Below are 20,357 nucleotides of genomic sequence, written 5' to 3'. Positions count from 1 at the left end.
CAGGAACGAGGGGAAGCCCATGCCGACGGAACGCTTTCAATTCACGGGCGAAGGCGACCATCAGCTTGCAGCCGCGCTGGAGCTGCCGGACGGCGAGCCCGCGGCCTATGCGCTGTTTGCGCACTGCTTCACTTGCGGCAAGGATACGCTCGCCGCCAAGCGCATCTCGGTCGCGCTGGCAGCCATGGGCATCGCGGTGCTGCGCTTCGACTTCACCGGGCTCGGCTCGAGCGAAGGCGATTTCGCCAATTCGACGTTTTCGTCCAACGTGGCCGATCTCGTGCGCGCAGCCGACCATCTGCGCGACGCCCGCAAGGCGCCGTCGCTCCTGATCGGCCACAGCCTCGGCGGCGCCGCGATCCTCGCAGCCGCCGGAAGAATTCCCGAGGCCACGGCTGTCGTGACCGTCGCGGCCCCATCCGATCCGGCGCATGTGACCGGCCTCTTCAAGGAGCATCTCGACAACATCCGCGCGCAGGGCGAGGTCGAGGTCTCGCTTGCAGGACGCCCATTCCGGATCAAGCGGGAATTCCTCGACGACGTGGCCGAGCACGAACTGATGAAAGACATCACGGGGCTGCACAAGGCGCTGCTGGTAATGCACTCGCCCGTCGATGACACCGTCGGGATCGAGAATGCAACGAAGATCTTTGTCGCGGCAAAGCACCCCAAGAGCTTCGTCTCGCTCGACCATGCCGATCATCTGCTCGCCAAGCCCGCCGACGCGCTCTATGCCGCCGACATGATCGCGGCCTGGGCCGGCCGCTATATCGACACGGCGCGACGGGCGAAGACGATGGACCTCCCGGAGGAGCCGCGGAAGGTCCTGGTGCAGGAGACTCGCAAGAGCAAATTCAACCAGATCATCACCGTCGGGCCGCATCGCCTCGTGGCGGACGAGCCGGTGTCAGCTGGCGGCGAGGACGCCGGCCCCGGGCCCTACGATTTCCTGCTCGCTGGCCTCGGCGCGTGCACCTCCATGACCATGCGGCTCTATGCCGACCGCAAGTCGCTGCCGCTCGATCGGGTCACGGTCACGCTGAAGCACTCGAAAATCTATGCCAAGGATTGCGAGGAGTGCGAGACGAGGGAGGGCATGCTCGACCAGATCGAGCGCGACATCGCAATCGACGGCGCGCTGGATGCCGACCAGCGCAAGAAGCTGATGGAGATCGCCGACAAGTGCCCGGTGCACCGGACATTGACGTCGGAGATCCGCATCGTGACCAAGGCCGTGGACTAGCTAAGCGGACGACGAACCAGCCCCGGCTGCCTTGAGCGGCTGAACCCGCAGCACGCCACGCAAACCTGCGGTCGTGCCGAGCAGGATGCCGGCGAGCGCGACGAACGAGCCCAGCGCCAGGGTCGACACGCCCGTGAGCCCCTGCCCGATCGAGCAGCCGAACGCCATCACGCCGCCGATGCCCATCAGCGCGGCGCCGCTGCCCGAGCGCAGCATGTGGCGCGGCGAGGAATAGCCTTCAAGCTTGAAGCGGCCCGTGGCAAGTGCAGTGATCAGGCTGCCGGCGAACACGCCGGCGACCGTCGCAATGCCGAAATTTAGCGTCAGGCCTGTCGAGAGCATGGCGTATTGCAAGCTATCGGCGATCGGCGCGATGAAAGTGAGCGAGGTCACCGGCACCGGATTGAAGTCGTCGGCACCGAGATAGCCGGTGACGAACCAGCCGGCGGCGACAAGCAGGCCGACAATAATGCCTGCCGCGATCTGGCCCGGCGAGCGCCGGAACATCGGATGCGCGAAGGCAAACAGGATCAGCACGAGGACGAGCACGGCGGCAGCCAGCGTGCGCGACAGAGCTTCAGTTGGGCCAAGTCTCGCGAGCAGCGACGGCAGCGAATTGACGCTGACGGTGGTTTGCGAGGCCTGAACCAGCGTGATGCGCGCCGGTGCGATCAGCCCCTTGAGCGTCATCTGCGCGGCGATAGCGAGCACGGTCACGACGACGAAGGAGCGGAGGTTGCCGCGGCCAAGCAACACCAGCGCGCGCGAGCCGCAGCCGTTCGACAGCACCATGCCGTAACCGAACAGCAGTCCGCCGAAGAACAGCACCGGCACCGAGAAGGTCTGCTGCAGGTAGATCGACTTGCCGAGATCGGCCATGCCGTTGCCCGCAAGGAACTGGCTGGCGGCGATCGCAACCGCGATCGCCAGCGCATAGGTCCGCACCAGCCGCCCGTCTCCCTCCGCAAGCCAGCCGCGCATGCTGCTCATCAGGCAAAAGCCACTGAGAAGGCCGACGGCGCCGTAGACAACGCCGATGGCGAGGCCGACGACAATGACGAGTGCTGCGGACGAGTCCATGACTACGGCTTCAGGACCACGCGGTCACGCGAGGAACCGGCGACCGCGACATACGCCTCCTTGGCGCGCTCCAGCGGATAGACGGCATGCGCCTTGATCGGGAACGGCTTCAACTGCCCGCTCGCAAAGCCCGGGCTGAGATCGCGCAGCACCGCGCCTGTCGCGGCCGACGACAGGCCGAGCGTATCGATGCCGACATAGGTGTGCTGGCCGCGGTAGAATTCGAGAATGTTGAACTGCACGATGCGGTCGATCGCGGCGATCAGGATCTGGCGGCCGCGCAAGGCGAGCGATTTGTGCGCGGCCTGGAAATAGGGATCGCCGACCGTGTTGAAGACGATGTCGGCGCCCTTGCCACCGGTCAATTCGCGTACGCGCGTCGCGACGTCGGTCGCGGACGCGTCGATCACCTCGATGGGGGCATTGGTGTGGCCTTCGTAGGCCTCTGCCTTGCGCACCACGCCGATGACGCGGGCGCCCTGCCAGGTCGCGATCTGCACCGCGGCCTGGCCCACCTTGCCGTTGACGCCGAACACCAGGACGGTCTCACCGTTCTTCGGCACGCCGGCGCGACGAAAGCCTTCCATCGCGGTGACAAAGGGCACGCCGATGCCGGCGGCCTCCTCCCACGACACCGTCTTCGGCTTCTCCACCACCGCGTCGGCTTCGACGATGAGATGGGTTGCATGGGTGCCGTCACGGCGGATGCCGAGATCGCCGGAGGAGCCGAACACCTCGCGGCCGACGGTGCCAGCCGGCCCCTCGATCACCACGCCGGCGTAGTCGCGGCCCGGTGTGCGCGGGAATACGGCGTAGGGCATCAACCCGGTCGCCGCCTTGACATCCGAGGGGTTGACGGCGGCGGCCTTCACCTCGATCAGGACATCGTTCGGACCGCGCGTCAGCGTATGACGCTCGACCACCGGCACGACCGCGGCAGCGTTCTCGGCCTTGGCATTGAGGCGCACGCAGCGCGCTTCGACGGTTTTGGTATCGGCTGGCGACATGAAAAGACCCGCGATTTCTCGCGGGCCTTGTCGCCTTTGGGGCCGATCAAGTCAATCGGTCGAATCAGTCCTTGGGCCGCTTGTCGTAGAGGCGTTTGGCCTTGCCGAGCGAGCGTTCCAGCGTGGCGGGCGCGACCACCTCCACCCTGGAGCTGATGCCGATGGTGTTCTTGATGTGGGTCGATATCCGGTCGGCATGGTCGAGCAGACCGCGCCCGTCCCAGCTCTCGGATCGCGCTTCCGCGATGATGGTGAGCTCGTCCATACGGCCTTCACGGGTCAGTTCCAGGATGAAGTGGCCGCCGCACCAGTCGGTCGCGAGCAGCACCTCCTCGATCTGGGTCGGGAACAGGTTGACACCTCGCAGGATGATCATGTCGTCGGAGCGCCCGGTCACCTTCTCCATGCGACGCATGCCCGGCCGCGCCGTACCCGGCAGCAGTCGCGTCAGGTCGCGGGTGCGATAGCGGATCACGGGAAAGGCTTCCTTGGTGAGCGAGGTGAAGACCAGCTCGCCCTTCTCGCCGTCGGGCAGCACCGCGCCCGTTTCAGGGTCGATGACCTCGGGGTAGAAATGGTCCTCCCAGATGTGCAGGCCGTCCTTGGTCTCGATGCATTCCTGGGCGACGCCGGGGCCGATCACTTCGGAGAGACCGTAGATGTCGGTCGCGTCCATATCGAAGGCCTCCTCGATCTCCCCGCGCATCGCATTGGTCCAGGGCTCGGCGCCGAAGATGCCGACCTTGAGCGAGCATTGGCGCGGGTCGAGCTTCTGCCGCTTGAACTCGTCGAGGATCGCCAGCATGTAGCTCGGCGTCACCGTGATGATGTCGGGCCGGAAATCGTTGATGAGCTGCACCTGCCGCTCGGTCATGCCGCCGGAGATCGGCACCACGGTGCAGCCGAGTTTTTCGGCGCCGTAATGCACGCCGAGCCCGCCGGTGAAGAGGCCGTAGCCGTAAGCATTGTGGATGATCATGCCGGTGCGGCCGCCGGCGGCGCGGATCGAGCGCGCCATCACGTCCGACCAGGTATCGATATCACCTTGCGTGTAGCCCACCACGATCGGCTTGCCGGTCGTGCCGGAGGACGCATGCACGCGCACCAGCTTTTCGCGTGGCACGGCGAACATATTGAAGGGGTAATTATCGCGCAAATCCGTTTTCACCGTGAACGGGAATTTCGCGAGATCGGAGAGCTCGCGAAAATCTGACGGATGCACGCTGGCCTCGTCGAACGCCTTGCGATAATGCGCGACGTTGTCATAGGCGTGCTTCAGCGACCAGGCCAGCCGCTGCTTCTGCAGCGCCATGATCTCGTCTCGCGAGGCGCGCTCATGCGCGTCCATCTCGGCGCTATAGGCGCTGCCGCCTTCCTTAAGCCTCGTCAGAGCCATCCTTGCTTCCCCACGTTGTTTCGTTCTTTTTATTTGTCCTGCTCCGGCAGCCATGTGCCGGGAATGACACGCGAGTGCCCGCGGAATTCTGCGATGATGGTCTCGCCTGCGGTAACATGCACGTCATAGATGCCGGAGCGGCCGCCGCGCGTGACCTCGCGTGCCTTCGCAACAAGGCGATCCCCGAGTTTACCCGGCTTGATGAAGGTGATCTGGCCTTGCGCGGCAACGACGCGTTCATTGTGCGAGTTGCAGGCAAAGGCAAAGGCGGAATCGGCGAGCGTGAAGATGAAGCCGCCATGGGCGATGCGCTGGCCATTGACCATGTCCGGCCGCACATTCATCGCGAGCGTTGCGAAGCCGGGGCCAATCTCGACGATCTCCATGCCGAGCCCCTTGGAGGCATCGTCCTCCGCCCACATCGCCTCAGCGCAGGCGCGGGCAATATCCTCAGGCGACAGAGCAGCTTTGACGTTCACGCGCTCCTCCCGGCGAGATGTTTGCCCATGATGTTCTGCTGGTTGGCCGAAACTGTCAAATAATGCGACGCATTTGCATTGGCGGGACCTGATACGCCTGCTCAGACGTGGTCGTAATCGACGACGACCCGCTCCGACGACGGCTTGGCCTGGCAAGTCAGGATGAACCCGGCCTTCAGTTCCCACGGCTCCAGCGAATAATTGATGTCCATCGGCGCCTCGCCTTCGACCAGCTTGGCGCGGCAGGTCGAGCACATGCCGCCCTTGCAGGCGAAGGGCAGATCGACGCCGGCGCGCAACGCGGCATCGAGGATCGCCTCGTCCTCCGCCACCGGAACGTCGCGACGCTTGCCGTCGATGATCAGCGAGGCGATCGCCTTCGGCGGCGCGTCGGGCGCAACCGCCTTTTTCGGCCGCGGCTTGCCGCCGAATTCGGAGACGAAGCGCTCGACATGGATGCGGTCTTCCGCGACGCCGAGCTCGCGGCAGGTCGCCTCGATGTCCTCGCTCATGCCGGACGGACCGCAGATGAAGACGTGATCGACGCTTGCCGCCGGCACCAGCGAGCGCAGCAGCACCCTCACCTTGTCGCCGTCGAGCCGGCCATGCAGGATCGGGATGTCCTGCTCTTCGCCGGAGATGACGTGAAAGATCGAGAGGCGGTCGATGAAGCGATCCTTCAGCTCTTCGAGCGGCTCGAGGAACATGATGTTGTCGCTCGATCGGTTGCCGTAGAATAGGAAGAAGCGGTTGTCCGGCTCGCGTGCGAGGATGCCCTTGACGATCGACAGGATCGGCGTGATGCCGGAGCCGGCGGCAAAGCCGACATGGATCCGCCCCGTATCGGCCGGCGCGACCGCGCCGAAGCGGCCGGTCGGCGTCATCACGTCGAGTTCGTCGCCGCATTTGAGTTCATCGGCGGCCCAGTTCGAAAACGCACCGCCATCGACCTTCTTCACCGCGATGCGGATCTCGCCGTCGTCGGGGCCGGAACAGATCGAATAGGAGCGGCGCACCTCCTCACCGTCCAGCGTGGTGCGGAGCGTGAGGTACTGGCCGGGCGTGAAGGCGTAATCGCGAGCGAGTTCGCCCGGGATGGCGAAGGTCATCGAGACGGCGTCGGCCGCCTCGCGGCGAAGGTCGCTGACGGCCAGACGATGAAAGCGCGGTGCGGCTGCGGACATGGTCAATGACACTTGAAGTAATCGAAGGGTTCGCGGCAGGACTTGCAGCGCCACAGCGCCTTGCAGGAGGTCGATCCGAATTCGGACAGCAGCTCGGTGTTCTCGGAGCCACATTGCGGACACGAAACGGCTTGTTCGCCGAACAACGCCCGGCGCGAGCTCGAGGCCTGCGGCGCCGCGATGCCGTAGGCGCGCAGCTTCTGGCGGCCTTCCTCGCTCATCCAGTCGGTGGTCCAGGCCGGCGACAGCACCGTGCGGACCTTTGAGCCACGGAATCCGGCGCGCTCCAGCGCGACCTCGATTTCCAGCGCGATCACGTTCATCGCCGGGCAGCCGGAATAGGTCGGCGTGATCGCGACATCGACATGATCGCCGTCGAGCGCAACCTCGCGGAGCACGCCGAGGTCGGCGATGGTCAGCACCGGAATTTCGGGATCGACCACGCTCGCCGCGGCGTTCCAGGCGCGCCGGCGCAGCTCGCTGTCGCGGTCGAGCACGCTCACCATGTCAGCCCCGGGAAAGTGCGCTGCATCGATTGCAGCTCGGACAGGAGATGGCCGAGATGTTCGCTGTGCCGGCCCGCGCGGCCGCCTTGCTGCATCCAGTCGTTCTGCGGCAAGACCAGTGTGGCTTCGCTGGCGACATTGGAAAGCGTCTGCAACCAGCGACCGCGCAAGGTGCCGGGATCGATCGCGATGCCTGCGTGGATCAGGGCGCGCTCGCCGTCATCGACGGCAAACATCTCGCCGGTGAAGGCCCAGAGGTGATCGACCGCGGTTTGCGCGCGGGCATGACTCTCATCGGTACCGTCGCCGAGCCGGATGAGCCACTCAGAAGCGTGGCGCACATGATAGGCGCTCTCCTTCTCCGACTTGGCGGCAATGGCCGCGAGCGTCGTATCGCGCGAATCCATCATCGCGCGCCAGTAGAGATCCGCGAAAGCCGAAAAGAAGAACTGCCGCACCAGCGTCTGGGCAAAATCGCCGTTAGGCTGCTCCACCAGCAGCAAATTGCGGTATTGCCTGACGTCGCGCAGATAAGCGAGCTTGTCCTCGTCGTTGTCCCTCCCCTCGACCTTGCTCGCATAGGTATAGAGCTCGCGTGCCTGGCCGATCAGGTCGAGCGCGATATTGGAGAGGGCCATGTCCTCTTCCAGCATCGGCGCATGCCCGCACCATTCCGACAGCCGGTGGCCGAGGATCAACGCATCGTCGGCACGGCGCAGCGCGTAGAGCACCAGCGGCGTTTCGGAGACCTGGATGTTGGCGGTCGCCATCACATATGCCCCACTTCCTCGGGCACCTCGTAGAAGGTCGGATGCCGGTAAATCTTCGATTCCGCCGGCTCGAACATCATGCCCTTCTCAGCAGGATCGCTGGCGGTGATCGCGCTCGACGGCACGACCCAGATCGACAGGCCCTCGCCGCGGCGGGTGTAGATGTCGCGGGCGGCCTGCAGGGCCATGGTGGCGTCACTCGCATGCAGGGATCCCACATGCTTGTGCGCGAGCCCGTTGCGGCTGCGAATGAAGACTTCCCACAGCGGCGTGTTCGGCGTGGCCATATTGATCTCCTATTCCGCGGCTTGTGCGGTCTGGCGCTGCGCGCGCTTCACCGCAAAGGCGGCGGCGGCTTCGCGTACCCATGCGCCCTCGTCGTGCGCCTTGCGGCGCGCGGCCATGCGGTCGCGATTGCAGGGGCCGTTACCGGCGAGCACCTGCTTGAACTCGGTCCAGTCGATCTCGCTGTAGCGCCAATGCCCCTCGGCATCCTGCGTCATACCGGGATCGGGAATGGTGAGGCCGAGATAGTGCGCCTGCGGCACGGTGGCATCGACGAACTTCTGGCGCAGTTCGTCATTGGAGAAGCGCTTGATCTTCCACTTCGTCGAGGTGTCGCTGTGCTGGCTCGTGGCGTCGGGCGGGCCGAACATCATCAGCACCGGCCACCACCATCGGTTCAGCGCATCCTGCGCCATCGCCTTCTGCTCGTCCGAGCCGCGGCACAGCGTCAGCATGATCTCGTAGCCCTGACGCTGGTGGAACGATTCCTCCTTGCAGACCCGGATCATCGCGCGGGCATAGGGGCCGTAGGAGCAGCGGCACAGCGGGATCTGGTTCATGATCGCGGCGCCGTCGACCAGCCAGCCGATGGTGCCGATGTCGGCCCAGGTCAGCGTCGGGTAGTTGAAGATCGAGGAATATTTGGCTTTGCCCGCGAGCATGGCGTCGACCAGCTCTTCGCGCGAGGAGCCGAGCGTCTCGGCGGCGGCATAGAGATAGAGCCCGTGGCCGCACTCGTCCTGCACCTTGGCGAGCAGCGCGGCCTTGCGGCGCAGGGTCGGCGCACGGGTGACCCAGTTGCCCTCCGGTAGCATACCGACGATCTCGGAATGGGCGTGCTGGGAGATTTGGCGGGTGAGCGTCTTGCGATAGGCCGCCGGCATCCAGTCGTTTGGCTCGATGCGTTCCTCGGCATCGATCCGGGCCTGGAATTGCGCAGCCTTGGCCGCGTCCTCAAGACCGCGATCATCGGTCTCGGCCGTGTTCAGCGCCTGGGTATACATGCGCGGTCCTCCCGTTTATTGGGAGACAATATATAACAAGAACTAAGTCATGCAAGATATTTCTGTAACATAAAAATCAGCCTCCGAACCTCCTTTCCAGCAGCTTTCGGGCCGGTGGCAATGGCCCCTTCTCGTTGGTTCCATGTCCATCAAGCCATTGTTCGGAGGAAGGAAGCAGCGCGCGATAGACTTCGCCGCACAGCTCCCGTGCGGCCCTGCCCGGCCAGTTCGTCGGCAGCAGGCTTTCGGGCAACAGCGGATCGCGCAGCACGACGCGGCGGTAGTGGTGGATCAAGAGGATGCGTGCGGTGAAGGCGTCGGCCTCGGACAGCTCCGAGCCACGCGCAAGTGCGGCACGTAGCGGCTCGAACGTCTTCATGAATTTCAGATAGGCATCCGCGGTGCGATCCAGCGGCCAGCTCGCACTGAGCAGACGACGGCCGCTGTCGTCCTCTGCCGAGACTTCGAGGCGGATCGCGCCTGCGGCTTCATCCGGCACCGGCACGCCCGACGGCGCGACCCACACGCCCGGCAGCGGACTGCCGAAACCGGCATTACGGAGCCCTTCGCGCGAAGCGTCACGATCCTCCCCGCTGCCGATCAGCAGCAGCTCGAAGCGCCCGGTCCAATCGGATGGTGGCGGATCGTAGATGTGCCGGGTCGCAGCCTCAAACGTCTGGCGCCCCTTGTCGGCCAGGCGATAGAAGCTGTTGCGGCCGACCTTTTCGCGGGTGAGCCAGCCGTCGGCGGCAAGGCGCGACATCGCGGTGCGCACCACGCCGGCATCGATGTCCAGACTTTCGAAGAATTCCAGCAGCGTACCGAGCCACACCGAACCGCCGCGCGGCACGATGGCGTCGCCGAACACGGTGATGACGATGGAGCCGGTGCGCGACGGCTCGCGCTTGAGCTGGTCAATGATGCGGGAGAGCGGATGCGCCATGCGCGAGGCATAGCGCGTTTGATGCGGGCACGACAATGGACGGGTGCGACAACGGAAGCGAGAGCCGGGCTCGATCCTTCGAGACGGCGCTTCGCGCCTCCTCGGGATGAGGTCTGGCTTTCATGCGGCGTCAACGGCCCCCAACCCTCATGGTGAGGAGCGCGGCAACGCCGCGCGCCTCGAACCATGCAGGCCCGTTCACCGATGCGGATCGGGATACGCCAGGCCACGCCAGCCGCTGCGGTCGAAGGGGCGCCACTGGCCTTCCTTCTGCGCAAGGCGGTCGGCGACCGCATAGACCACGGCCGGATGGTGCCCCATGCCGCAATGGCTGCTCTCGACCTCGATGCTCTCCGTCTGCGCGCCCTTCTTCTCCATGCAGCCCTGCCAGGCGCAGACGCCGTCGGTGCGGCTGAAGATGGCCGTGGTCGGTACCGGCGGCGGAGCGGCAAGCTCGCCGCCGAACTCGGGATCGACCTCGTCGGACTTCTGCCCGCTCGCCCATTCATAGACGCGCCAGGCATTGGTCGAACGGGGATTGCCCGCAAAAGGACTGCCGAGCGTGATCACCTGACGGACGCGCTCGGGCATCATCTTGGCGAGCTGACGCGCATAGAGGCCACCGAGGCTCCAGCCGACCAGGCTGATCTTGCGGCCATGGGTGTCGTTGAGCTCCTCGACCAGATCGACCATCGCGTGCTGTACACCGTCACGCAGGCCGTAATTGCGGCCCTGGCGCCAGCCGCTCACCGCATAGCCTTTGCTGCCCAGGAACGTGCGCAGCGCGCCCGTGGAGGCGTCCGAGGCCACGAGGCCCGGCAGCACGAGCACCGGATGCCCGTCGCCACGCGGCGCAAGACTCAACAGAGGTAGAGCGCCCAGGAACGCGCCGAACTCATGGATCGCACGCCCTTCCAAAAACATCAGAGTTTTGGACGGCGCACGCAGCGTCTGGGCAGAAGCGGTCATCACTGTTTCCCCTGAGAAGGGCCGGTCGAGAGGCCGGCAAAATGGGCATGAATTTCCAACACGCCGGCTTCTGGATCGTTCCGCAGCGCAACATGAATCAGCTAGGCGGCCGGTTCCCGACATTCAAGCGGGAGAGTGGCGGGGCGACAATAGGCCCGCGTGTTAATGCTAACGTCCGTGACGCAAAAGTCACAGCCATCGAAGCAGGAATTCTACGGAGTAGAGCGCGAGCCCGGCGAGGCCGCCGATCAGCGAGCCGTTGAAGCGGATGTATTGCAGGTCACGCCCGATGTTGATTTCGATCAGCGAAATCAACTGCGCCATGTCCCACGCCTTGACCTGGTCGGAGATGAAGATCGAAACGCCGCTCTTCTGGTCGGCGACGAAGCTGCGCAGCACCGTGACCAGCCCCTTGTTGATCTCGCCGCGCAGCTCGGCATCACCGGCGAGGGCTTCACCGGCAGCCGCGAACATTCCGGCGAGATGATGCTGAAGCACCTGTGTCTCGCCGCTCGCGCTGCGTTCAATGAAGGTGCGCGTGTTGGCCCAGACGGTGCGGGCGAGATCGGCAAGCTCGGGCCGCGCCAGCAGATCGCGCTTCAGCCCGTCGATCCGGTCGATATACGCCTGGTCGGTGCCGAGCCGGTCGACGAAGCTCAGCACCATACGATCGAACTCGCCGCGGAACGGATGCTTGGGATCGCTGCGCACCTCGTTGAAGAAGGCGGTGGCGGAGGCCACGATCTTGTTCACCAGAAACTTGTCGGCACGATAAAGCCTGAGCAGGGTCGGCAATTCCGCGCGCACCTTCTCGCGGATCATCCCCATCGTCTCTGTCTGGTTCAGCGTCTCGTGCATCACGCGCAGGAGATCGTCGAAGAGGATCTGGTGGCGCCCCTCCGCCACGAAGCCGCGCAGCGTGCCGGCCGCAAGCGGCGCAAGGTCGATCGCCTGCAGCTGCGAAGACATGCGGCGAATGATGAAGGTCATCAGGCCCGAGCTCTCCGTTGCCGAGACGGCTTCCGGCAACAAGCGCAGCGCGAAGCGCGCCAAATCATCGCTGCGCTTGCGATCGCGCAGCCAGTCGGCGACGAAGGAGCCGAAATCGATCTCCTTCAGCTTGGCCTCGACGGGATCTGCCGAGAGGAAATGCACCTGGATGAACTCGCCGAGCTTGTCGGCGATGCGGGCCTGGTTGCTCTGGATGATCGCGGTATGCGGGATCGGCAGGCCGAGCGGCCGCTTGAACAGTGCGACCACGGCATACCAGTCGGCGAGGCCGCCGATGGTTGCCGCTTCCGCGAAGGCCGCGATGAAGCCGAACACGGGGTGCACGGGAAGCAGCAACTTCGCGGCGACGAACAGGGCAAGCGTCGAAGCCAGCACCAGCGTCGCCAGCGCCTTGACGCGGCGCAGTTCGGCCGCGCGTTCGGCATCGCCGGGGGTGTCGAAGGAGAAAGTGCGTGGTGTCATTGTGAATACTTAGCGCGTAGATCTCCGCGTGTCCCGGGCGCGGTGCAGCGCGAAGCGATGCGCCGCAGAACCGGGACCCAGCGTCCGAGGCAGCATGGATCCCGGATCAGCGGTGCACCACGCCGCAAGTGCGGCGCGCTGCACCGCATCCGGGAAACGAGAAGCGCAAAAACAAAGGCCCGCCGAAGCGGGCCTCAAATTCAGTTTGTGCTCAAGTGCCTTATCAAGCGGTCTTGTTGTAGACCTTGGCGAAGTTGTCCTGAGCGGACTTGGCACCGTTGGCCGCGAGCTGACCGACATAGTCGGCGGTCGCCTTGGCGCGCGAGACGAACACTTCACCGCGGGAGCGGAGCAGGCTCGACTGGATCTCGACAGCCTCGCTGAACGACTTGGCGGACGCGAGCTTGTCGATGCCGGCGAAGAACGCCTGGGCGTCGTCATAGATCGCCTGCTGGATGTTGCGGCTGATCTTGCCGGCCTCAGTGACGGATTCGGTCACAGCGTTCTCGACGGCGGCGGTCACGCGCTCGGAGCCAGCGAACACCTCGGCAGCACGGTCCTTGGCGGTGTTGGCGGACTTCTTGACGAACTCGCGGGCAGCCTCGGGAACTTCCAGGTTCTGGATGTTCTTGAAAGCGTCCTTGAAGCCCTCGAAAGCGGTGTTGGTTTCAGTGGTCATGGGGTTTCTCCATCCTCATTGCTTTGAGCTATGGGCTCACCCCGTCCTCATTGGCCCGGGGCACTTCCTATATGGCATAGTTAATGGTGCGATGCAACATTCATATTGCAGTGCAATATCACGATTTCGTGAAAAGCCTCAATCGGAGGCAATCTGGCGCCTCTCTGACCGGCCTAGTCCGTCCGACCTAGTGCTGGACGGCGCCCGGCAGGCCATAAGCCTCCATCTGGGCCTGGACCTGCGCGATGTTGTGGCCGAGCACGACGATGTCGTGGGTCTTGCCGTCGACGTCCCGGACGTGGTCCCGCAGCAACGCCTCTGCCTTGAAACCGAGGCTCTCGAAAACGGCGATCGCGGCCTGCTGGTCGACCGTCATCTGGACCGAGAGTTTCTCCAGGCCCGCGCCGAGCGCGAGCGCGAAGGTCTCCTGCGACAGCGCCCGCCCCACCCCCTTCCCGCGAACGTCGAGCGAGACCACCATGCGGATCTCGCCGACATGGGGCGACCACGAGTGCGGATCGCGCACCAGCGTGCCGCAGCCGACGACCTTGCCGTCCCTGACCGCAAGCAGGCTCGTGATCGCGCCCCGCTCGATCTCCTTGACCCAGGCCGACAGCACCTTCGGCTCGCTGATATTGCGCGGAAGAAACAACAAATCGTGGGTCGGCAGGCCCTTGCCGAAGGCGAGCACCGCGGCTTCATCCGCGGACGACATCAGGCGAATCTCGATATCGCCAGCGTCGGTCCTGACGTGACGCGGATAGGAACGCTGCTCGCTCATGTCGATCTCCTTCCCAGCCAGGAATCCAGTTTCGGCCACAGCCGCTTCACGGCGTTGGCGCCGGCGACGAGCGAGACGTGACCGCCCTTCAGCATCACCTCTTCCTTATCCGCAGATCCAATCTTCGCGATCAGGTGCTTGGCGGCCTCATACGGCACGATGTGATCGTGCTCGGCGACCGCGTGCAGGAACGGCACCTTGATGTCTTCGAGCTTCGCCGCACGGCCGCCGACCGACATGGTGTCGTTGAACAGCTTGTTGTCCCACATCAGGTCTTTGGTGATGGTGCGAAAATACTCGCCGGCCAACGGCAGCGTGTCGGTCGCCCAACGGTCGAACATGCGGTAGGATTTGACGAACTCGTCGTTCCAGATGTTCTCCCAGAGCTGAATCTGGCTGACGGTGCGCGAGGCCGGTCGCAGCATCTCGAACGAGGACAGGATCATCTCCGGCGGCACGTTGCCGACACTGTCGACGAGGCGGTCGACGTCGAAATAGCGACGGTCGGAGAAATTCGAGAACAGCTTCATCTCGCGGAAGTCGATCGGCGTGGTGAAGCAGATCAAATTCTTCATCGGCCCGTCCTTGTGGATCGAGCCATAGAGCAGCGACAGCACGCCGCCGAAGCAATAGCCGATCACGGAGACGTCCTGCTCGCCGGAATCGGCTTGCACGCGACGGACGCAATCCGGGATGAAGTCGAGGACATAGTCCTCCATCCGCAGGCTCTTCTCCTCCGGCCGCGGCGCGCTCCAGTCGAGCATGTAGACGTCGTAACCGCGCTTGAGCAGGAACTCGATGAAGCTCTGCCCGGGCACGAGGTCGAGGATGTAGCCGCGGTTGGTGGTGGCCATCACGATCAGCACCGGCACGCGATAGATCTCGTCCGACATCGGCCGATAGTGATAGAGATTCATGGTGCCGCGTGAATGCAGCACATCCTTCGGCGTCGAACCCAGCGACGGGCCCGAGGTCGAGAAATATTCAACGCCCTTGATGCTGCGCTGAATCGCGCGCTGGACCTCGCTCTGGATGCGCTCCGGGATGGATGCGAAATCGAGTCCCGCCGGCGCGTTCACGTCTGCTCTCGTTCGGAGGGCGGGCGCTTCGTCCGCGGCGGCCGCGGGGCAGCGTCCACGCCTTGCGGGCTCCCGGAACCCGCCGCCATCCGGCTGAGCACTTGATCTCGCCGATCTGGGCTTCGACCGACTGCAGCCGTTCCGCAAGACCCGTGACCTGTTCCCGGCTCGGCAAGTTCATCGTGACCAGATACTTCTCCATGAGCTCGCCGAGCTGCTTCTGAGCACCTGCAGCAACGCCGCCGGCCCGGTTCACGGCTTGCGAAAACTCGGGTGACGCCATGGCCTGATTTGCAAAGGAGTTGAACCCCTTCTCCATCTCGCCCACCATCTTCTGCCACATGGCGACTGGGTCATGGGTCTTGTCGGTCATCGGCGTCCTCCTGTGATCGAGAGCTGCGATGCCCTTCTTTGTTCGCCATACCACACCGTCGCGAGATGCCGGTCAACCGGCAAGGTGCCCCGGCGCGCGCGGCTTCATCGCGAGAGAAAAGCGTGCGATACAGCATTGGTCAAAAGGGAAAGGGAACGCCGCCGTGAACGCCCATCAGCCGCCTCAGACCGTTCGCGCCAACGGCATCGACATCTGCTACGAGATTTTCGGCAACGACAATGCGGAACCATTGCTGCTGGTCATGGGGCTCGGGGCGCAGATGATCCATTGGGACGATGCGTTCTGCGAGCAGCTTGCCGCACGCGGCTTCCGCGTGATCCGCTTCGACAATCGCGACATCGGCAAGTCGAGCCATCTGACGGGCGGCAAGCGGTTGACGCCGCTCGAGCTGCTGAAGCTGCGCTTCCTCAGGATTCCCGTCGCCGCAACGTACAAGCTGATCGACATGGCGAAAGACACGGTCGGGCTGATGGATGCGCTCAGCATCAGATCGGCGCATCTGGTCGGGGCGTCGATGGGAGGCATGATCGCGCAGGAGGTCACGTTGTCGTTTCCCCACCGTGTCCGCTCACTGACATCGATCATGTCGACGACAGGCAATCCGCGCGTGCCGCCGCCGACGCGCGAGGCCGCCGCAATGCTGATGGCGCCGCCACCGCGCAGCAAGGAGGAGTTCATCGTCCGCTACGGCCAGACCTGGAAGGTGTTGCGCGCCGGACATTTCCCGGAGGAGGAAGCGCTCGACCCTGAACGCGCCGAGCGCGTGTTCGCGCGCGGGCTCAATCCGGCCGGCGTCGGCCGCCAGCTCCGCGCCGTGCTCGCCTCTGGCAGCCGCAAGGAGCGGCTGCATGCCGTGCAGACGCCGACACTCGTCATTCACGGCACCGTCGATCCGCTGGTGCGGCCGGAGGGCGGCAAGGACACGGCGGCGTCAATTCCGAACGCAAAACTGCTGATGATCGACGGCATGGGCCACGCGCTGCCGATGCGCTTCTGGCCGCAGATCATCGACGCCATCGACAAGCACGCGCATGGCGCGGCGGCGCAGGCGGCCTAGCTCTTCTTCGCCATCCAGATCACGTGTCGCGCGCCACCGCCTCTGCCGGTGGCGCGGACCGCGACTTCATTGACATCAAAGCCGGCGCGCTTGAGGCGCTTGTTGAAGGCGGGATTGGGTCCCGACGACCAGACGGCGAGCACCCCGCCCGGCCGTAACGCCATCTTCGCCGCGCCCAGCCCGCTCGCGCTGTAGAGCGCATCATTGCCCTTCCGGGTCAGCCCCTCCGGCCCGTTGTCAACGTCGAGGAGAATGGCGTCGAAGGCCGAACTCTTGGCACGGATGACTTCGCCGACATCGATCTCGCGGATGCTGACCCTGGCATCATCAAGGCTATCGCCGAAGACCTCAGCCATCGGGCCTCGCGCCCAGGCGACCACTGCGGGCACGAGCTCCGAGACCACGATCTTCGCCTTGGGCCCGAGCACGGTCAGCGCTGCACGCAGCGTAAAGCCCATACCGAGGCCGCCGATCAGGACCATGGGCTTTGCGACCTTCTCGATCTGCTTCGCCGCGAGCGTTGCGAGTGCAGCCTCCGAGCCCGACAGCCGGTTGTTCATCAGCTCGTTGGTGCCGAGCTTGATGGAGAACTCCTTGCCCCGCTGCATCAAGCGAAGCTCTTCGTCGGAGCCGGGGATTTTGGCGGTGTCGATTTTTTTCCAGGGAATCATGGAAGACGTTTAGCATGAATACTTCGTAGCCCGGGTGAGCGACGCGATACCCGGGACCGCTCGTGCCGCGAGATCCCGGATGTCGTTTGCTCATCCGGGCTACGAGGGTCATCTTCGCCTATCCGCCCGCCCAGACGTCCAGCACATAGCGGTTCGTTGTGCCCATCTCCTCGATCCAGCGCGCACTGGCTGCCGCATCGCCGCCGCTCTTCTCGCGATGGATCGCGACCAGTGCCGCCTTCACGTCAGGCTCCATCCTGCCGCCGTCGCCGCAGACATAGACGATTGCGCCCTGCTCGATCAGCGGCCAGACCTTGTCCTTCTGCGCGGCAAGCACGTGCTGCACATAGGTCTTCGGACCGTCCGCGCGCGAGAAAGCCGTGAACAGCTCGGTGATGCCCCCCGCCGCCAGCGCCTTCAGTTCGTCCGCATAGAGGAAATCCTGATCGGGATGGCGGCAACCGAAGAACAGAATCGCGGGTCCGAGGGTGGCGCCCTTCGCCTTGCGCGCGGCGCGCTCCTGGAGGAAGCCGCGGAACGGCGCAAGGCCGGTGCCCGGGCCGATCATGATGATCGGCACCGAGGGATCGTCGGGCAGGCGGAAGCCGGCCTTGGTCTCGCGCACGGTGGCGTAGATCGCATCGCCCGCACGCCGATTGGCGAGATAGTTCGAGCAGATGCCCTTGTAGGTGCCGCGCCCCGAGGCGGCCGGACTTTCGACCACGCCGACCGTGACGCTGCATCGCGCCGGGTCGACCGACGGCGAGGACGAGATCGAGTAATAGCGCGGCGCCAGCAGCGAGAGCATTTCCAGATAGACATGGAACGGCAATTCGCAGGCGGGATGTTCGAGCAACAGGTCGAACACCGATTTGCGCCTGGCCAGGATCTCGGCGCGGTAACGCTCGAGCGGCTCAGCCTCCTCGCCGACGAAGGCCAGCAGCTTCGGCTTGGTGACGGGACAGCGGGTGTGCTCGGCCATGATCTGGATCTGCTTGCGCGTCGCAACCTGCTGCAGTTCGACGAACTCGCTGAGCAGGCGGCCGACTGACACGGCATCTCCCACCGGCAGCTGTGCGCGGCGGCCCTCGGCAACCTGCAGCCTGATCTGGTCGGCCGGCAGGAAGCCGAAGCGGCGGGCGACTGAATCCACCAGCGTCGGATCGTTGCGGGGGACGACGCTTAAATGATCACCGACCCGGTAGCTGACGTTGGACGGCAGCTGCACCTCGATATGGCGCGTCGAACGCTCCGACGGATTGGACCCTGCCTTGTTCTGGAGCTCGTCGTTGGCGAGCACCTTCATCGCGACGGCACCGCCTTGGGCCACGATGGTGTTGACGGCGGTCGCCGCCACCGGCTCGATCGCATAGAGCGGGTCGTCCTCGGCGGTACGGGTGAAATTCCAGTCGATACCAAATTCCTTGGTCGCGACCTGCGCGGCCGCCGGGAACCATTTCTGGAACTGGCCGTCGAGATCGCTGCGCGCGTCGCCCTCGCCGCGCGGATAGACCGCGCGTGCGCCATGCGCCGACAATTGCTCGTCGATCAGGCGCGGCACCGATTGATAGGTCGCAGCCCAGTCGCTGTTGCCGCAGCCGAATACGGCATAGCGCACGCCGGCAAAGGCGTCCTTCGGCAAGTCGCTGCCGAGCCATTTGACGAACTGCGTCGCGTTGTCGGGCGGCGCGCCGTTGTAGGACGCGCAGATGATCAGCACGCCGCCCTCCTGCGGCAGCTTGCCGACATAATCGTCGAGCGGCCCGAGATGCACGGCAAAGCCGTTGATCTCGGCGAGATCGGCCATGCGCGTCGCGAGTTCTTCCGCCGTGCCGAGATTGGAGCCGTACAGCACCAGCATCGGCGTGTTGTGGCCGGGCCGCGCCGTCGGCTGGCGCGGCGCCTTCGGCGCTGAGCTGGGTGCCGCAATCGGCCCGCCATAAGCTCCGCGCTCGCGATCGGCGCGCGGACGGACCTTGATCTTGAAGCCTTCCGGCTTCATCGTCAGCGTTTCCTTCAAATGCATCTGATAGCGCTGATGGTCGATCAGCTTGAAGCGCTGCAGGATCATGCCGAGCGCCAGTGCCGCCTCGTGCATGGCAAAGCCACGGCCGATGCAGGCGCGCTGGCCGTTGCCGAACGGCTTCCAGGCATTGACCGGCCGCTTGGCTTCCGCCTCGCGGCTGAAATTCTCGGGATCGAATGCATCCGGATTCGGCCCCCAGACGCTGGGATCGCGATGCAGCGCCGTCACCAGGATGGTGGTGAAGGTTCCCTTCCGGAGCTTGTACTTGCCGCCACCGAGCGTCTCGTCGTTCAGCGGCGAGATGCCATAGGCCGGCGCCGGCGGCCATAGCCGCAGCGCCTCTTTCAGGATCTGCGTGATGTAGGTGAGCTGCGTCACCTGCTGGTAGGTCGGCTTGGCGTTGACGTCGGGGCCGAAAACGCGATCGACCTCGTCATAGGCCTTCTTGAGGATCTCCGGATGCTTGAGCAGCGCATAGAGCGTGTAGGACAACAGCCCGCTGGTGGTCTCGTGGCCCGCGATCAGGAAGGTGTTGATCTGGTAGCGGATGTTGACGTCGTCGAGCTGTTCGCCGGTCGAGCGGTCGACGCCGGTCATCATCGCCGCCAGCATGTCCTTCTTGTCGTCGATCGCCTCTGCGCTCTTGCGCCGCTCGGCGATGATCTCGTCGACCATCTTGTTCATGAAAGCGACGTCTTCAACGAGGGTCTTGCGCCGCTTCTGCATCCAGATCTGCTCGAACGGGAGACCGCGCGTCATCATGATGGTTTCGAGCGAGCGCACCAGCGACTCGACGTAGGGGTGATAGTCGCTCCGGTAGAAGGAGTTGAAGCGGTAGTCGAAACCGCACAGGCCGATCGTGTCCAGGGTCAGCGCGGTCATGTCATGAACGACGTCGATCTCGTCGTCGGCGTTGAGCCGCTCCCATTTCTGGACGAGCTGCTCGGCGATATCGACCATGCTCGGGTGATAGGACTGCATGGCGCGGTTGCCGAACGGCTGCAGCAGGATGTTGTGCGCCTTGCTCCAGTTCGGCTCGCGGGTATCGGCCGTGAACAGGCCGTCGCCGCCGACCGCGCGCACCCGCCGCAGCGCGCCGCGCACCGTCTTGTCGAAGCGCTTCTCGTCGGAGAGCTCGTCGACCAGATCGTGTCCGGAGACGACGACGATCGGCGAACCCATCATGTCGAGCCAGAAGATCGGACCGAACTCCTTGGCGAGCCGCGTCAAATGCTGCACGGGGGCGGCCGAGTCCAGCGACAGCATGTTTCCGACCACCGGCTTGGTCGGTGGATGCGGGATCGGGTCCAGACGGTTCTTGGATGACATTT

19 protein-coding genes and 1 pseudogene are annotated in these 20,357 nt (G+C 64.7%); 2 read left to right on the top strand and 18 right to left on the bottom strand.

Annotated features, from left to right (window positions below; all coding sequences use genetic code 11):
* Positions 1–19 precede the first annotated feature (19 nt).
* Positions 20–1,243, top strand: coding sequence for a bifunctional alpha/beta hydrolase/OsmC family protein (locus tag IVB24_RS15670; RefSeq protein WP_247773589.1), 1,224 nt, complete (start codon positions 20–22; stop codon positions 1,241–1,243).
* Here the strand turns inward: IVB24_RS15670 and IVB24_RS15665 are convergent, their stop codons facing one another.
* From IVB24_RS15665 to IVB24_RS15590, 16 genes and pseudogenes are all read right to left on the bottom strand, one after another.
* A complete protein-coding gene (locus IVB24_RS15665) occupies positions 1,244–2,323 on the bottom strand; it encodes a YeeE/YedE family protein (RefSeq protein ID WP_247773587.1) in 1,080 nt (359 codons plus the stop codon).
* A 2-nt stretch (positions 2,324–2,325) separates the two neighbouring features.
* A complete protein-coding gene (locus IVB24_RS15660; RefSeq protein WP_247773585.1) occupies positions 2,326–3,330 on the bottom strand; it encodes a zinc-binding alcohol dehydrogenase family protein in 1,005 nt (334 codons plus the stop codon).
* 64 nt (positions 3,331–3,394) lie between these two features.
* Positions 3,395–4,726 carry a phenylacetate--CoA ligase PaaK gene (gene paaK / locus IVB24_RS15655; protein ID WP_247773583.1) on the bottom strand — a complete coding sequence of 444 codons (1,332 nt, stop codon included), beginning with the start codon at positions 4,724–4,726 and terminating at the stop codon, positions 3,395–3,397.
* A gap of 29 nt (positions 4,727–4,755) precedes the next feature.
* Positions 4,756–5,205, bottom strand: coding sequence for a hydroxyphenylacetyl-CoA thioesterase PaaI (paaI, locus tag IVB24_RS15650; RefSeq protein WP_247773582.1), 450 nt, complete (start codon positions 5,203–5,205; stop codon positions 4,756–4,758).
* A gap of 101 nt (positions 5,206–5,306) precedes the next feature.
* Positions 5,307–6,389: a 1,2-phenylacetyl-CoA epoxidase subunit PaaE gene (paaE, locus tag IVB24_RS15645; RefSeq protein ID WP_247773581.1), complete on the bottom strand. Its 1,083-nt coding sequence runs from the start codon at positions 6,387–6,389 to the stop codon at positions 5,307–5,309.
* A gap of 2 nt (positions 6,390–6,391) precedes the next feature.
* Positions 6,392–6,895, bottom strand: coding sequence for a 1,2-phenylacetyl-CoA epoxidase subunit PaaD (gene paaD / locus IVB24_RS15640; protein WP_247773580.1), 504 nt, complete (start codon positions 6,893–6,895; stop codon positions 6,392–6,394).
* Positions 6,889–7,665: a 1,2-phenylacetyl-CoA epoxidase subunit PaaC gene (paaC, locus tag IVB24_RS15635; protein WP_247773578.1), complete on the bottom strand. Its 777-nt coding sequence runs from the start codon at positions 7,663–7,665 to the stop codon at positions 6,889–6,891. The genes paaD and paaC overlap by 7 nt, the downstream gene beginning before the upstream one ends.
* The gene (gene paaB, locus IVB24_RS15630) at positions 7,665–7,952 is read right to left on the bottom strand and encodes a 1,2-phenylacetyl-CoA epoxidase subunit PaaB (RefSeq protein WP_015687593.1); all 288 of its coding nucleotides are present in this window, start codon (positions 7,950–7,952) and stop codon (positions 7,665–7,667) included. The genes paaC and paaB overlap by 1 nt, the downstream gene beginning before the upstream one ends.
* Positions 7,953–7,961: 9 nt before the next feature.
* The gene (gene paaA, locus IVB24_RS15625) at positions 7,962–8,954 is read right to left on the bottom strand and encodes a 1,2-phenylacetyl-CoA epoxidase subunit PaaA (RefSeq protein WP_140477833.1); all 993 of its coding nucleotides are present in this window, start codon (positions 8,952–8,954) and stop codon (positions 7,962–7,964) included.
* A 76-nt stretch (positions 8,955–9,030) separates the two neighbouring features.
* On the bottom strand, positions 9,031–9,897 hold the full coding sequence (gene paaX / locus IVB24_RS15620) for a phenylacetic acid degradation operon negative regulatory protein PaaX (RefSeq protein ID WP_247773576.1): 867 nt from the start codon (positions 9,895–9,897) through the stop codon (positions 9,031–9,033).
* A 198-nt stretch (positions 9,898–10,095) separates the two neighbouring features.
* Positions 10,096–10,866: an alpha/beta hydrolase gene (locus IVB24_RS15615; RefSeq protein ID WP_247773575.1), complete on the bottom strand. Its 771-nt coding sequence runs from the start codon at positions 10,864–10,866 to the stop codon at positions 10,096–10,098.
* Positions 10,867–11,055: 189 nt separating this feature from the next.
* Positions 11,056–12,339 carry a DUF445 domain-containing protein gene (locus IVB24_RS15610; protein ID WP_247773574.1) on the bottom strand — a complete coding sequence of 428 codons (1,284 nt, stop codon included), beginning with the start codon at positions 12,337–12,339 and terminating at the stop codon, positions 11,056–11,058.
* Between the two features lie 223 nt (positions 12,340–12,562).
* Positions 12,563–13,018, bottom strand: coding sequence for a phasin (locus IVB24_RS15605; RefSeq protein WP_247773573.1), 456 nt, complete (start codon positions 13,016–13,018; stop codon positions 12,563–12,565).
* Between the two features lie 187 nt (positions 13,019–13,205).
* A complete protein-coding gene (locus IVB24_RS15600; protein WP_247773572.1) occupies positions 13,206–13,799 on the bottom strand; it encodes a GNAT family N-acetyltransferase in 594 nt (197 codons plus the stop codon).
* Positions 13,796–14,878 carry an alpha/beta fold hydrolase gene (locus IVB24_RS15595; RefSeq protein ID WP_247773571.1) on the bottom strand — a complete coding sequence of 361 codons (1,083 nt, stop codon included), beginning with the start codon at positions 14,876–14,878 and terminating at the stop codon, positions 13,796–13,798. Before IVB24_RS15595 ends, IVB24_RS15600 begins: the two co-directional genes overlap by 4 nt.
* Positions 14,875–15,251: pseudogene (locus IVB24_RS15590) on the bottom strand (hypothetical protein). The gene IVB24_RS15595 and the pseudogene IVB24_RS15590 overlap by 4 nt, the downstream one beginning before the upstream one ends.
* Positions 15,252–15,414: 163 nt before the next feature.
* On the opposite strand from IVB24_RS15590, the gene IVB24_RS15585 reads away from it, so the two are divergent.
* Positions 15,415–16,329 carry an alpha/beta hydrolase gene (locus IVB24_RS15585; protein WP_247773570.1) on the top strand — a complete coding sequence of 305 codons (915 nt, stop codon included), beginning with the start codon at positions 15,415–15,417 and terminating at the stop codon, positions 16,327–16,329.
* On the opposite strand, the gene IVB24_RS15580 is transcribed toward IVB24_RS15585, so the two are convergent.
* Positions 16,326–17,000: a spermidine synthase gene (locus IVB24_RS15580; protein WP_140477827.1), complete on the bottom strand. Its 675-nt coding sequence runs from the start codon at positions 16,998–17,000 to the stop codon at positions 16,326–16,328. The two genes, IVB24_RS15585 and IVB24_RS15580, sit on opposite strands and share 4 nt — an antisense overlap.
* A gap of 118 nt (positions 17,001–17,118) precedes the next feature.
* A complete protein-coding gene (locus tag IVB24_RS15575; RefSeq protein WP_247773569.1) occupies positions 17,119–20,355 on the bottom strand; it encodes a cytochrome P450 in 3,237 nt (1,078 codons plus the stop codon).
* Between the last annotated feature and the right edge of the window lie 2 nt (positions 20,356–20,357).

It is taken from the genome of Bradyrhizobium sp. 192 (genome assembly GCF_023100965.1).
GTDB classification, from domain to species: Bacteria; Pseudomonadota; Alphaproteobacteria; order Rhizobiales; family Xanthobacteraceae; genus Bradyrhizobium; species Bradyrhizobium symbiodeficiens.
The sequence above is the reverse complement of the archived record's forward strand: the minus strand, read 5'-3'. Positions and strand labels throughout refer to the sequence as shown.